The 13,034-nt window shown below is 66.9% G+C and carries 11 protein-coding genes and 1 pseudogene; 9 read left to right on the forward strand and 3 right to left on the reverse strand.

Annotated elements, in window-relative coordinates:
- Positions 1-21: 21 nt before the first annotated feature.
- Together mutS and AUC70_RS05370 are read right to left on the reverse strand one after the other, a co-directional pair.
- Positions 22-2,742, reverse strand: a complete 2,721-nt coding sequence (mutS, locus tag AUC70_RS05365) for a DNA mismatch repair protein MutS (protein ID WP_069444155.1) — start codon at positions 2,740-2,742, stop codon at positions 22-24.
- A gap of 23 nt (positions 2,743-2,765) precedes the next feature.
- Positions 2,766-3,404 (reverse strand): DUF6869 domain-containing protein, encoded by a 639-nt coding sequence (locus AUC70_RS05370; protein ID WP_069443900.1) that lies wholly within the window; start codon positions 3,402-3,404, stop codon positions 2,766-2,768.
- Positions 3,405-3,822: 418 nt separating this feature from the next.
- On the opposite strand from AUC70_RS05370, the pseudogene rph reads away from it, so the two are divergent.
- The 6 genes and pseudogenes from rph (at position 3,823) to gshB (ending at position 8,742) form a co-directional block, all read left to right on the forward strand.
- A pseudogene (gene rph, locus AUC70_RS05380) lies at positions 3,823-4,535 on the forward strand (ribonuclease PH).
- Positions 4,536-4,545: 10 nt separating this feature from the next.
- Positions 4,546-5,181 carry an RdgB/HAM1 family non-canonical purine NTP pyrophosphatase gene (rdgB, locus tag AUC70_RS05385; protein ID WP_141701966.1) on the forward strand — a complete coding sequence of 212 codons (636 nt, stop codon included), beginning with the start codon at positions 4,546-4,548 and terminating at the stop codon, positions 5,179-5,181.
- Positions 5,150-6,331 carry a radical SAM family heme chaperone HemW gene (gene hemW, locus AUC70_RS05390; RefSeq protein WP_069443903.1) on the forward strand — a complete coding sequence of 394 codons (1,182 nt, stop codon included), beginning with the start codon at positions 5,150-5,152 and terminating at the stop codon, positions 6,329-6,331. Before rdgB ends, hemW begins: the two co-directional genes overlap by 32 nt.
- A 116-nt stretch (positions 6,332-6,447) precedes the next feature.
- A complete protein-coding gene (gene rsmI / locus AUC70_RS05395; RefSeq protein WP_141701967.1) occupies positions 6,448-7,332 on the forward strand; it encodes a 16S rRNA (cytidine(1402)-2'-O)-methyltransferase in 885 nt (294 codons plus the stop codon).
- The gene (locus AUC70_RS05400) at positions 7,329-7,688 is read left to right on the forward strand and encodes a YraN family protein (RefSeq protein WP_069443905.1); all 360 of its coding nucleotides are present in this window, start codon (positions 7,329-7,331) and stop codon (positions 7,686-7,688) included. The genes rsmI and AUC70_RS05400 overlap by 4 nt, the downstream gene beginning before the upstream one ends.
- Positions 7,689-7,794: 106 nt before the next feature.
- Complete coding sequence (gene gshB, locus AUC70_RS05405) at positions 7,795-8,742, forward strand: glutathione synthase (protein WP_069443906.1); 948 nt, start codon at positions 7,795-7,797, stop codon at positions 8,740-8,742.
- Here the strand turns inward: gshB and AUC70_RS05410 are convergent.
- A complete protein-coding gene (locus AUC70_RS05410; RefSeq protein ID WP_069443907.1) occupies positions 8,739-8,942 on the reverse strand; it encodes a 2TM domain-containing protein in 204 nt (67 codons plus the stop codon). The genes gshB and AUC70_RS05410 overlap by 4 nt on opposite strands.
- A gap of 122 nt (positions 8,943-9,064) precedes the next feature.
- Between AUC70_RS05410 and AUC70_RS05415 the strand changes: the two genes are divergently transcribed.
- The 3 genes from AUC70_RS05415 to AUC70_RS05425 all read left to right on the forward strand — a co-directional run bounded on the left by AUC70_RS05415 (position 9,065) and on the right by AUC70_RS05425 (position 12,983).
- The gene (locus AUC70_RS05415; protein WP_069443908.1) at positions 9,065-10,600 is read left to right on the forward strand and encodes a YifB family Mg chelatase-like AAA ATPase; all 1,536 of its coding nucleotides are present in this window, start codon (positions 9,065-9,067) and stop codon (positions 10,598-10,600) included.
- Between the two features lie 110 nt (positions 10,601-10,710).
- Positions 10,711-11,370, forward strand: coding sequence for a PAS domain-containing protein (locus AUC70_RS05420; RefSeq protein WP_141701968.1), 660 nt, complete (start codon positions 10,711-10,713; stop codon positions 11,368-11,370).
- Positions 11,367-12,983, forward strand: coding sequence for an ATP-binding protein (locus AUC70_RS05425; RefSeq protein WP_069443910.1), 1,617 nt, complete (start codon positions 11,367-11,369; stop codon positions 12,981-12,983). Before AUC70_RS05420 ends, AUC70_RS05425 begins: the two co-directional genes overlap by 4 nt.
- Positions 12,984-13,034 lie beyond the last annotated feature (51 nt).

Below are 13,034 nucleotides of genomic sequence, written 5' to 3' on the forward strand. Positions count from 1 at the left end.
GCAGACTTTAGCATAACCACGCTAGGCATCGTCTTCTAACAGGGCCCGCAGGCGATACAGCGCCTCGATGGCTTCTTTCGGCGTCATGGCGTCCGGATTGAAGTCCCGCAGCGCCTCCTCCAGCTTAGACGGCGACGAGGCCGCCTCTTGCGCCGCAGCCGCCTGAAACAGCGGCAGATCGCCGGCGAGATCGGCGGGTTTCGGACGTCCGTCGGCCTTTTCCAGCTCGGCGAGAACCGCGCCCGCGCGCTTGAGCACCGGCGCCGGCAGTCCTGCCAGCTTGGCCACATGGATACCATAGGACCGGTCGGCGGCGCCCATCTTCACGCGATACAGGAAGACGATCTCCTCTCGCCATTCCTTGACCTCGACGGTCGCGTTGGCGGCATGGGGGAGCCGGTCCGCAAGCGCCGTCAGTTCGTGGTAGTGGGTTGCGAACAGCACGCGCGACCGGTTGACCTCGTGAAGATATTCGAGTGCGGCCCACGCAATCGACAACCCGTCGAATGTCGCCGTGCCGCGTCCGATTTCGTCGAGCACCACGAAGGACCGGGGCGTCGCCTGGTTCAGAATCGCGGCGGTCTCGACCATTTCGACCATGAACGTGGAGCGTCCGCGCGCAAGATCATCCGCGGCGCCGACGCGGCTGAAGAGCCTATCGACAAGGCCGATATGGGCGGACTTGGCCGGAACGAAGGCCCCGGCTTGCGCCAGCACCACGATCAGTGCGTTCTGGCGCAGAAACGTCGATTTGCCGCCCATGTTGGGGCCTGTGACCACGAGCGCACTTGGAGCCTCGTTGCGGTCGCCTTCGCCGCCGCACAGCCGGCAATCGTTGCCGATGAAGTCGCCGGCCTGCTCGCGCCGCAAGGTCTGCTCCACCATCGGGTGCCGGCCTTCCTCGATTGCGAACACGGCGCTGTCGTCGACGCGCGGGCGCACATAGCGCAGTTCGACGGCAAGCTCCGCGAGCCCCGCATAGTGATCGAGTTCGGCGAGCGCGGCGCTGGCCGCCGACAGTTGCCGCTCCGCAGCCATGACTTCGGCCGTGAGTTTGGCGAAGATCTCGAGCTCCAGCGCCAGCGCCCGGTCGGCGGCGGAGGTGATCTTGGACTCGAGGTCCGAGAGTTCGGTCGTCGAGAACCGCACCGCGTTCGCCATGGTCTGACGGTGAATGAAGGTTTCCGCATGCGGCGGCGCCGTGAGCGTCGGCGCATGGAGCGCGGTGACCTCGACGAAATAGCCGAGCACGCTGTTGTGCCGGACCTTGAGCGACTTGATGCCGGTGGCCTCGGCATACGTCGCCTGCAAGCCGGCGATGACTTTGCGGCTGCCGTCGCGCAAGGCGCGCAGTTCATCGAGACCGGCATCGTATCCGGGCTGCACGAAGCCCCCATCCCGCGCATTGACGGGCAACTCTTCGGCAAGGGCGGCAGACAACGACGCCGCCACGTCCGCGGGCGCTTGCGCCAGGCGTTCGGCGATCCCCATCAGCTCGCGCGGCAGGCCCAGCGCGTCGCCGGCCCTGAGGAGCCGGGCCGCGAGCGCGTGCGCCGCCCCGATCGCCGCACCGACCGCGCCGAGATCGCGCGGCGTGCCGCGGCCGAAGGCGAGGCGTGAAAGCGAACGGGCGAGGTCGGGTGCAGCTTTCAGGGCATCCCGCAGATCCTGACGCAGGCGCGGCTCGTCGGCGAGATAACCCACGGCGTCGAGGCGGGCGTTAACCAGGGCTACGTCCGTTGAGGGGGCTGGAGATGCGCCTCGCGAGTCGCGCGCGCCGGCCGCCGTGACAGTCCGGTCGATCGCCGCCAGAAGACTGCCCGCCCGCGTCCCTTGGTTCGACCGCACCAGTTCGAGATTGGTGCGCGTCGCCGCATCGATCAGCAGCAGCCGGTCCGCCGATTCCCGGCGCGGCGGACGCAAGAGCGGCATGCGGCCAACCTGGGTGAGCTCCACATAGGTGAGGAGACCGGCAAGTGCCGCGAGTTCCGCCCGCGAGAAATCGCCGAACGCATCGAGCGTCGCTACGCCGAGGCGCTCTTTCAGCGCGCGCTCGCCGCGGGCCGAATCGAAATGGGCGCGTGGGCAGGGCGTGAGCGCAGCCCCGGCCTCATCGATGCGCGCGCGGATGCCGGCGTCGCTCGCGAGATCCTCGCCAACAAGCACCTCGCCGGGCCGGATGCGCGCCAGCTCGCCCGGAATGTCCGTGAGTTTGCAGGTCGCCGCGATCAGTTCGCCTGTGGAGATATCGATCGAGGCCAGTGCCAGGCGAGGCTCGGTGCCTTCACCTTGCGGTTCGCGGAACAGGGCCGTGAGGAAGTTATGGGCGCGCGCATCGAGCAGCGACTCCTCGGTCAGCGTCCCCGGCGTCACGAGGCGCACCACGTCGCGGCGCACGACCGCTTTCGCACCCCGCTTCTTGGCCTCGGCCGGGTCCTCGGTCTGCTCGCACACGGCGACGCGGTGGCCGAGCGCGATGAGCTTCTGCAGGTAATCATCGGCGGCATGGACAGGCACGCCGCACATGGGAATGTCTTCGCCGAGGTGCTTGCCGCGCTTGGTGAGAGCGATCCCGAGCGCACGCGAGGCGACAGACGCGTCCTCAAAGAACATCTCGTAGAAATCGCCCATGCGATAGAAGAGGAGGCTGTCGGCGTTGGCGGCCTTGATTTCCAAGTATTGCGCCATCATCGGCGTGACGCCCTCGGGCGCGCGGAACGGCTCTTTCGTGCCGCCGATCATCGTGCCTGTTTCCGCGTCTGTCTTCATGGCCGTCTCTGACCGCATGCCCATTTGAGTCGCGCCACCACTTGCGCGCTCAACTGATCGAACCACACGCCGCACAACAGGTCCTGGAACTGCGGATTGTCCGCAGCCTCGGCCACCACCGCATCGACGACCGGACCGTCCTCATAGGGTATCAGGTCCTCCAGCATCCCGGCGGATAGGATGCCGAGCAGGTTCGGGTTGTCTTCGATCTCGAGAATGGCTTTCACCAAGGCCAGGCCTTTCAAGGGCTCGCGTACAGTCAGGGTGTGCTGGTAATCGTAGAGGTCGTACCACTGATGGTCGCGCTCGATCTCGATATCGGAGCGCGACATGATCTCTACCCATTTCGCGGCCAAGTCGGGAACGGGTAAGGACTCGAACGCGACCGGCTCGGACTTGGGATGCGCCGCGTCTTCCCAGGCGCGGTAGGCGGGCTCGTCGCAGATCGCCAGGAGGCGCCGCGCCAAATCCGGATCGTCCACCTTGCCGTTCCCTATGGACGCCGCCTGGCGGCCCATCAGCCACCGCAGCCGTGGCTGCCGCAGCGCAAGCTCTAGCAGGAGAGGCGTCGCCACCGAGGCGCGGAAGACAAGAAGCTGACCGAGCGGCTTGCCCTTGGCGATCAGATTGAGCACCTCCTCGTCCGGCTCGTGTTGCAGCGCCGCCTCGATGAACGCGACTCCCTGCTCGGGGTCGTCGTGCGACAGGCGGTCGAAATGGGTGACGAACGCATAGACGCGGGTGTTCGATCCCGGAACTTCGTCGTGCAGACCTCACGCCAGGCACGGACCCAGTCGGTCATGGACATCGCGTCGATCCGCGCGGTGACCTCGTAGTAGGCGGGCACGGGATCGAGCGCGGCGCCCGAGGGGTCGCAGAACCCCAAAATTTCGTCGCACCAGGCCATCAAAGCGTCCTAGCTTCTCACCGTCGGGCGCACAAGGGCGCGCCCCATGACAGTTGGGGAGGACAGTGGGGGAAAGGGCTTCCCGCGCCTCACCGCGTCCTCTAGGGTGCGCGACCTCACCGCTATTTCCGAGGAGAGCTGCCATCATTCGCCCGTCCAAACGCGCACCCGACACGTTGCGCCCCGTGAGCCTCGAACGCGCGGCCTCGCGCCACGCCGAGGGCTCCTGCCTCGTCCGTTTCGGCGAGACTCATGTCCTATGCACCGCCTCGGTCGCCGAATCGGTTCCCCCGTGGCTCAAGGGGTCCGGGCGGGGCTGGGTCACGGCCGAGTACGGCATGCTGCCGCGCTCAACCCACGACCGCACACGCCGTGAGGCGGCGGCCGGCAAGCAGTCCGGGCGGACCCAGGAAATTCAGCGGCTGATCGGTCGCTCCTTGCGGGCGGTGACCAATCTGGCCGGCATGCCGGACAAGCAGATCGTGGTCGACTGCGATGTGCTGCAGGCAGACGGCGGCACGCGTACTGCCTCCATCACCGGGGCCTGGGTCGCCCTCCATGACGCCCTCGCCTGGATGGAGGCGCGCAGCATGATCAAGAGCGGCGTCCTGCGCGATCATGTGGCGGCGGTCTCCTGCGGTCTCTATGGCGGCGAACCCGTGCTCGATCTCGATTACGCCGAGGACTCCGAAGCCGATGCGGACGCCAATTTCGTCATCACCGGCAAGGGCGGGATCGTCGAGGTGCAGGGAACGGCCGAGACCGAACCGTTTAGCCAGGAGCAGTTCGATGCGCTGATGGGGCTGGCGCGCGCCGCATCGCCGATCTCGTCGAGCTCCAGAAGATGACGATTGCCTGAGGAGGCGCGCGTGCTCAGTCCCGGCGTTCTTCATCCCGGCTCGAAAATCGTGGTCGCCAGTCACAACGAGGGCAAGGTGCGCGAACTCGGCGAGTTGTTCGAACCGCTCGGCATCACTTGCATCTCGGCGGGCAGTCTCGATCTGCCGGAGCCAGAGGAGACCGGCGACACGTTCGAGGCCAACGCGCTGCTCAAGGCCCATGCGGCGGCACGCGGATCGGGCATGATGGCGCTGGCGGACGATTCCGGGCTCGAAGTCGACGCGCTCGGCGGCGATCCCGGCATTCACTCGGCGCGATGGGGCGGCCCGGACAAGGATTTCGCGCTTGCCATGCGGAAGGTGCACGAGGCGTTGGAAGCCACCGGCGGAGCCTTCAGCCACGCCAACTTCACTTGCGCTCTGGCGCTCGCGGCCCCCAACGGCGAGGAAGCCGTTTTCACGGGCAAGGTCTTCGGGCATATCCAATGGCCGCCGCGCGGGGAGCGGGGCTTCGGCTATGATCCCATCTTCGTGCCTGAGGACTACAAGGAGACGTTCGGCGAGATGGATCCATCCCTCAAGAACGACCTGTCTCACCGTATGCGCGCCTTCGAACAGCTGATCGAGGCGACCTATGCTAAAGCCGACGACGAAAACGCAGTCTGACGCCAAATACGGCGAGCCGTTCGGCGTCTACGTGCACTGGCCGTTCTGCGCGGCCAAGTGCCCCTATTGCGACTTCAACTCCCATGTGCGCCACGGCGGCATCGATCAGGACCGTTTCCTCGCGGCCTATCTGAAGGAACTTGGGTATTTCGCGGACGCAGCCCCGGGGCGCACGGTGACGAGCGTATTCTTCGGCGGCGGCACGCCCTCGCTCATGGTGCCGCGCGTGACCGGCGCAATCCTGGACGCCATCGCCAAACACTGGACGCTGGACGAGGCCGCGGAGATCACGCTCGAGGCCAATCCCACGAGCGTCGAGGCGGAGAACTTCCGGGGTTACGCGACCGCGGGCGTCAACCGGCTGTCGCTGGGCGTCCAGGCGCTGGACGATGCCAGTCTGAAGTCTCTCGGCCGCCTGCATACGGCCGACGAGGCACTCGCCGCCTTCGCGCTGGCGCGGGAATGTTTCGACCGTATCTCCTTTGACCTAATCTATGCCCGCGAAGGGCAGTCTCTCGATGCCTGGCGGGAGGAACTGTCGCGCGCGCTGACCTTCGCCGCAGATCACCTCTCGCTCTATCAGCTGACCATCGAGGACGGGACACCGTTCGCCGCGCTGCACGCGGCGGGTCGTTTACACGTGCCCGAAGGCGAGACGGCCCGGGCGATGTATCTGGCGACCCAGGACCTGTGTGAGGCGGCAGGGCTCCCCGCCTACGAGGTTTCCAACCATGCCGCGCCGGGTGCCGAATCCCGCCACAACCTCGTCTATTGGCGCGGCCACGACTATGCAGCGTCGGCGCCGGCGGCCCATGCGCGCATCGCGACGGACGGCACGAAACGGGCGCTCTCGACTTTGCGGCTGCCCGAAGACTGGCTCGCCCAAGTCGAAGCGCGCGGGCACGGTCTTATGAGCGACGAGCCGCTCAGCCACCGCGAATCGGCGGAGGAATATCTGTTGATGGCCTTGCGGCTCGCCGAGGGCATGAATCTGTCCCGCTTCGAAAATTTCGCAGGCGAGCCGCTCGACGAGCACCGCATCGACGCGCTCGCTGCCGAAGGGCTGCTCGTCCGGAACGGCACGCAGCTCACGGCGACGCCGTCGGGGCGGCTCGTGCTGGAACGGCTGATCCTGGAACTCGCCGCCTGAAGCCCACGTGCGGAGCCACGCGAATCCGCCTAAATTCGCAACTCCCGGAATACGACGCGAGAGAAAGACGGAGCCCGTTGCAAGACCACGGCACAACGGAAGCCAATGCCAGAACGGTGGCTCGAGCCAGCGAAGCGCTGGCCGAACTCCTCGACCGGCCGCTCCCGGCGGGCCTGTATCTCGTGGCGACGCCGATCGGCAATCTTACCGACATCTCCTTGAGGGCGCTTGCGGTCCTCTCCCGCGCGCCGCTGATCGCGGCGGAAGACACGCGGCACTCCCGCAAGCTGCTGTCGCACTACAACATCTCCGCCGAGCTCACGCCCTATCACGAGCACAATGCTGCGCGCGAACGCCCGAAGCTGCTCGCGCGGATCGATGCCGGCTACGCCGTGGCGCTGATCTCGGATGCGGGCACGCCACTCGTCTCGGACCCCGGCTACAAGCTGGTGCGCGAGGCGCTCGATGCGGGGCTGATGGTGACCAGCATTCCCGGACCCTCGGCGGCGCTGGCAGCGCTGACGAGCGCGGGCCTTCCGACGGACTCTTTCCTGTTCGGCGGGTTCCTGCCGCCGAAATCCGGACCGCGCCAGGCGCGGCTCACCGCGCTCAAGGATACGCCCGCAACGCTGATCTTCTTCGAGACCGCGCCGCGCCTCGCCAAGAGCCTTGCCGACATGGCCGCGGTGTTGGGCCCACGCGAAGCGGTGATCGCGCGCGAACTCACCAAGCTGCATGAGACCCTGCATCGCGGCACGCTGGATGCGCTCGCCGCGCAGATCGACGCGCAGCCGGTCAAAGGTGAGGTGGCCGTGGTGATCGCGCCGCCACGCGCCGAGGAGGCGCAAGTTGACGATGCGCGCCTCACGGCGGACTTGGAGGCGGCGCTTGGGGCCATGAGCCTGCGCGACGCGGTGCGCGCGGTGACGGATGCGCATGGGGTGAAACGCGCGCGGGTCTACGAGTTGGGCCTCGCCTTGTCTAAGCGGGACAGATCATGAGCCGGGCTCGCGCACGCGCCTACCGCGACGGCGTCATGGCCGAGACGCTCACCGCCTGGCTCTTCCGCCTCAAAGGCTATCGCATCGTGGCGAAGCGCTACCGTTCGCCGGTGGGGGAGATCGATCTCGTCGCCACCAAGGGCGAGCGACTAGCGTTCGTGGAGGTGAAGCACCGGAAGACCCACGACGAGGCGGCGTTCGCGGTGACGGCGCGGCAGAAGCAGCGCATCGTTCGCGCGGCTCAATACTGGATCGCAAGCCATCCGGATTTCGTCGGCCATGCCATCGCCTTCGACGTGGTGCTGTGCGCCCCTTGGACCCTGCCGCAGCACGTGGAAAACGCGTTCCCCGTGTGAGCGACATGGCGGCGGATGTGCCGCGCTTGAAAAGAGGCGCCCCAGCGCGCAAGTTCCGCGGAACTCGCCTGGCCCCTCATCTGGGCCCCAGAACCGACAGGACATCATGGCCCTCAAAGTCGCCTTCCAAATGGATCCCATCGAGCTGATCGACATCAACGGGGATTCCACCTTCGCGCTTCTTTTGGAGGCGCAGAGCCGCGGCCATGACGTGTTCTACTACACCCCGCCCAATCTCTCGCTGAAGGACGGCCGGCTGATCGCGTTCGGCCACAGCCTGACGGTCGAGGACAAGCCGGGCGACCACTACCGGCTAGCGCATCCGCGCAGCGTGGACCTCGCCGATTTCGATGTGGTGCAGCTCCGCCAGGACCCGCCCTTCGACATGGCCTATATCACCACGACACACCTGCTGGAGCGCCTGCAGCCCGGCACGCTCGTGGTCAACGATCCGGCCTCCGTGCGCAACGCGCCGGAGAAGGTGTTCGTCCTCGACTTTTTGGATCTGATGCCGCCGACGCTCGTGACCCGGTCGCCGGACGAGATCCGCGCCTTCCGCGCCGAGCACAAGGACATCGTCGTGAAGCCGCTTTACGGCAATGGCGGCGCCGCGATCTTCCGCATCGCCGAGGGCGACACTAATCTCAATTCGCTGATCGAACTGCTCGGTCAGACCTTCCGCGAGCCGATCATGGTGCAGCGTTACCTGCCGAGTGTGCGCGCGGGCGACAAGCGCATCATCCTGGTCGACGGAGAGGTGGCCGGCGCCATCAATCGCGTGCCGGCAGCGGACGAGACGCGCTCGAACCTGCATGTAGGCGGCACGGCTAGAAAGACCACGCTGACGCCGCGCGAGGAGGAAATCTGCGTGCGGCTCTCACCCGAGCTCAAGAAGCGCGGGCTGATCTTCACAGGCATCGACGTGATTGGGGATTACCTCACCGAGATCAACGTCACCTCGCCGACGGGCATCCGGCAGGTGAAGGAGTTCGGCGGGAACGACATCGCCGCCATGATCTGGGACGTGGTCGAGAAGAAGGTCGCTGCGCGCTAGGACCGCGCGCGCCGTCGCGCACGGCAGCGCCAAACGGCCAGCGCATGGGCGCCCAGCCCGATGCCCCAGCCGGCGGCCACCCACACGAACCAGTGGCGCGGGGGATCGTGAGACAGCGCCAGCGCGGCACACAGCCCAACGACGGCGAGGTAGACGCCGGCGTGGATCAAGAATCCGAGCGGAATCGAATCGTTTTTCATTCCCGAAGACAAACACGATCGCGCTGGATTTGGCAGACGTGCCGTATGTTCACTTAATGTTCTTGCGCCCGCCTACACGCTGAGATAGCATTGCCTTCGAAGATCAAACGGGGGTTCGCCGGATGTTCGCGCGGGTTACGACGGTTGCATTCGAGGGCATCGAGGCCCGCGCGGTCGATGTGCAGGTGCAGATCAGCTCCGGGATGCCGGCCTTCACCATCGTGGGCCTGCCCGACAAGGCTGTTGCCGAAAGCCGGGAACGGGTGCGCGGCGCCCTGAACGCAATCGGGCTCGCCCTGCCGCCCAAACGTATCACCGTGAACCTCGCCCCCGCCGATCTCCCCAAGGAAGGCAGCCACTACGATCTGCCCATCGCCCTCGGGGTCATGGCCTCCGCCGGGGCCATCGCGCCGGATGCGATCGAGGGCCACTGCGTCCTTGGCGAACTGGCGCTCGACGGCTCGATCGCGGCCATTGCAGGCGCGCTGCCGGCGGCGGTCGGGGCCAATGCGATGAACAAGGGGCTGATCTGCCCCGGGCCTTGCGGCGCGGAAGCCGCCTGGGCCGCCGCCGATATGCCGATCCTGGCGCCGGCGGACCTGCTGCAGCTTATCAACCATTTCAAGGGCCTCCAGACCTTGCGGCGCCCGGAGCCCAATCTCGAGCCCGAGGACGAGGCGATGCCGGATCTGGCCGATATCAAGGGCCAGGAAACTGCGAAGCGCGCCTTGGAAGTGGCGGCAGCCGGCGGGCATCACTTTCTGATGGTCGGCCCGCCGGGATCGGGCAAATCCATGCTGGCCAAGCGCCTGCCCTCGATCCTGCCGCCTCTCGAACCCGCCGAAATGCTGGAAGTCAGCATGATCCGCAGCCTTGCGGGCGATCTGGCAGGCGGCCGGATCGGGCGCAACCGGCCCTTCCGCGCGCCTCACCATTCCGCCAGCATGGCCGCGCTAGTCGGCGGGGGCACCCGGCCCCGCCCCGGCGAAGTCGCACTGGCCCATCTCGGGGTTCTGTTCCTCGACGAACTGCCCGAGTTCAATCCCCAGGTTCTGGACGCGCTGCGGCAGCCGCTCGAGAGCGGCGAGACGATCATCGCGCGGGCGAACCACCGCATTGCCTATCCCTCCCGGGTGCAACTCGTCGCCGCCATGAACCCCTGCCGTTGCGGCCACGCTGGCGAACCGGGCCATGTCTGCCGCCAGGGGCAATCCTGCGCGGCGCGCTACCAGGCGCGCATCTCCGGTCCGCTGCTCGATCGGATCGACTTGCAGATCGAGGTGCCGGCAGTCTCCGCCGCCGACCTGGTGCTACCGCGCGCCTCCGAAGGCAGCACCGAGGTGCGGGAGCGCGTGGCTGCGGCGCGGGCCATCCAAACGGCACGTTATCGGGGCCTTGGCCTGCCGCAGGTGCGGACCAACGCGGAGGCCGACGGCCAGGTTCTGGAGAAGGTGGCCACGCCCGATGCGCAAGGGCTGGGGCTCTTGCGCGATGCGGCGCGGACGCTCTCTTTGAGCGCCCGCGGCTATCACCGGACCTTGCGCGTGGGCCGCACGCTCGCGGACCTGGACGGGGCGGAGACCGTCTCCCGCATCCACATCGCCGAGGCGCTCAGCTATCGCGGCGAGGCCCTGCGCCGCACGAAAGTGGCGGCCTGAAGCCGCAATTCCGCACGATCCTCTCAAGAGTTTCTCAAACTTTCTCTGCCAAGCTCAGCGCCAATGAAAAGCCGGGCAAAAAGTCCGGCGCATAAACAGGCGTCAAAACAGTGCAGTACACGAACTGGCAGAGCTCCGGCGCTGACGGCGCCGGCGGGGTGCGCGCACCCCTGACCATCGCGGCCCTCGCGCTGGCGCTGATCGGGCTGTGCCTGCTCGGCTTGGGCGGGACCGGAACGCTCGCGCTTGCGCCGCTGCTGCTGGGGTTCGCGCTCTTTGTCGTTGCCATGCGTATCCAGCCCACGGCCGACCATAGCCGGCTCGCGGCCCTGGCCGACCGGCTCAATACCGACATCGAATCGATCAAGGACTTGCAGTGGGAAATCCGCGAACGCGAGAGGCGCTATCGCGACCTGCTGGATCACCAGGACGAGGTCATCGCGCGCCGCGATTGGCAAAACAATCTGTCTTTCGTCAACGATGCGTTCTGCAGAACATTCGGCGTCGCGCGAGACGACGTTCTCGGCGCGCCGCTGACGCTGCCGATTCTCGATAGCGAATCCGGTTCGAGAAGCGAAGAGACAGGCGCGGGCCGGAGCACCCGCGTGATCGAGCTGAACACCACATCGGGCCCGCGCTGGTTCGTGTGGGAAGACTTCGTCTTGCCGAGTGAGGACGGAACGGCCGGCGAGGTTCAGAGCGTCGCCCGTGACGTGACCGAGCAGCGGGCCGCCGAATTGGCCTGGCGCGGGCGCGCGACGAAGCCATGACGGCGAACCAGGCCAAGTCGCAGTTCCTCGCCTCGATGAGCCATGAAATCCGTACACCGATGAACGGCATCCTCGGCATGACGGGGCTACTTCTCGACACCAAGCTCTCGCCGGAGCAGCTGACCTATGCGCACGCCATTTCGGCATCGGCGACAACGCTTCTGAGCCTCATCGACGAGGTTCTCGACTTCTCCAAGATCGAGGCGGGCAAGATGGAACTGCGCCCTGCGCCGTTCGACCTGTCCGAGGCTATTCAAGGCGTCGTCGAACTGCTCGCTCCCCGCGCCCGCGAGAAGGGATTGGAGATCGGCTGGCTCGTTGCGCCCGACCTCCCACAACGCGTGGTCGGGGATGAGATCCGCGTCCGCCAGGTGCTGATCAATCTCCTCGGCAATGCCATCAAATTTACCGAGCACGGCGGCGTAAGCCTGTCCGTCGGCCAGGCCGCCGCTTCGTCGGACGCCGGCCGACCGGTCCTCCGCTTTGACGTGACTGACACCGGTCCCGGCGTGCGCGCCGACGCGCTCGAGCGCATCTTCGCCGAGTTCGAACAAGCCGATCAGGGTCCGACTCGCCGCCACGGCGGGACGGGGCTTGGCCTCACGATCTCGAAGCGGCTCGTGCAGGCGATGGGCGGTGACATCCGGGTTGCAAACCAGACGGGCGCGGGCACGACGTTCAGCGTGGATCTCCCGCTCGAGGCCCCAATCGACACCCCGTGCCTCGGCGCCGCGTGGCCAAAGCCCAGGCCGGGTGAACGCGTGCTCATCCTGCTCGAGGGCCAAACGGAAGCCACCATCGCTGAAGACCTCATCGCCAGCGCCGGGGCTTCGGTGACCTGCGTCTCCCGCGCCGAAGCCACCAACGTCGCGCAACGTGGCGCCAACGAAGGCGCTCCGTACACCGCACTTCTGACCGACCTGGCGAACGCCGAATACGGCGCGCGGTCCCTCGTTCCGCTGCTCGGCCGCGCCCAAGGCCAGCCGGAGCCCCGCGTGGTGGTGGTCATCGACCCGGGCGAGCGCGATGCCTACGCAGCGCTCGCAGATCAGGGGCAGACTGCCTTTCTGGTGCGTCCGGTGAGGCCGGTCTCGGCGCTGACGCGCCTGTTCACCCCACCGGAAGCGCCCCAGAAATCCGTACACCGTCTCGGCAGCGGCACTGCCGCCCGCGCCCATGCAGCAACGGGGCTGTCAGTCCTGCTCGCCGAAGACAATGACATCAACGCCTTGTTGGCGCGCACCGTCCTTATGAAGGCCGGAGCCACCGTGATCCGCGCGCGCAACGGCGCCGAAGCCATTGCGAAAGCCAAGGACGCGCTCGGCACCGGATCCGGCTTCGACTTGATCCTGATGGATATCCACATGCCGGATGTCGGCGGAATCGAAGCCGCGGCCCGAATCCGGGCCCTGTATCCCGGCAGCGCAGAGCCGGGGACCGGGCGCCCGCCGATTGTTGCCCTCACCGCCAATGCCTATGCAGAGGACCGTGAATCCTATCTCGCGGCCGGCCTGGACGACTATCTCGCCAAACCCTTCGAAAAACGGGACTTGGAAGAGCTGGTCCAACGCTGGCAACGGAACCGCTATGCGGCCGGGGCCGGCGCTGCCTAGTCACTGGAATCCGTTTCAGTCGCACACGGATATCCACCGCCTGTCACATAG

Source organism: Methyloceanibacter stevinii (genome assembly GCF_001723355.1).
Classification (GTDB): domain Bacteria; phylum Pseudomonadota; class Alphaproteobacteria; order Rhizobiales; family Methyloligellaceae; genus Methyloceanibacter; species Methyloceanibacter stevinii.

What these genes read in the sequence shown, in the direction of transcription:
- hemW (WP_069443903.1), top strand. Translation starts at nt 5,150, where the DNA reads ATGCTAAAGCCGACGACGAAAACGCAGTCTGACGCCAAATACGGCGAG.
- AUC70_RS05400 (WP_069443905.1), top strand. Translation starts at nt 7,329, where the DNA reads ATGAGCCGGGCTCGCGCACGCGCCTACCGCGACGGCGTCATGGCCGAG.
- AUC70_RS05425 (WP_069443910.1), top strand. Translation starts at nt 11,367, where the DNA reads ATGACGGCGAACCAGGCCAAGTCGCAGTTCCTCGCCTCGATGAGCCAT.
- AUC70_RS05415 (WP_069443908.1), top strand. Translation starts at nt 9,065, where the DNA reads ATGTTCGCGCGGGTTACGACGGTTGCATTCGAGGGCATCGAGGCCCGC.
- gshB (WP_069443906.1), top strand. Translation starts at nt 7,795, where the DNA reads ATGGCCCTCAAAGTCGCCTTCCAAATGGATCCCATCGAGCTGATCGAC.
- AUC70_RS05410 (WP_069443907.1), bottom strand. Translation starts at nt 8,942, where the DNA reads ATGAAAAACGATTCGATTCCGCTCGGATTCTTGATCCACGCCGGCGTC.
- mutS (WP_069444155.1), bottom strand. Translation starts at nt 2,742, where the DNA reads ATGATCGGCGGCACGAAAGAGCCGTTCCGCGCGCCCGAGGGCGTCACG.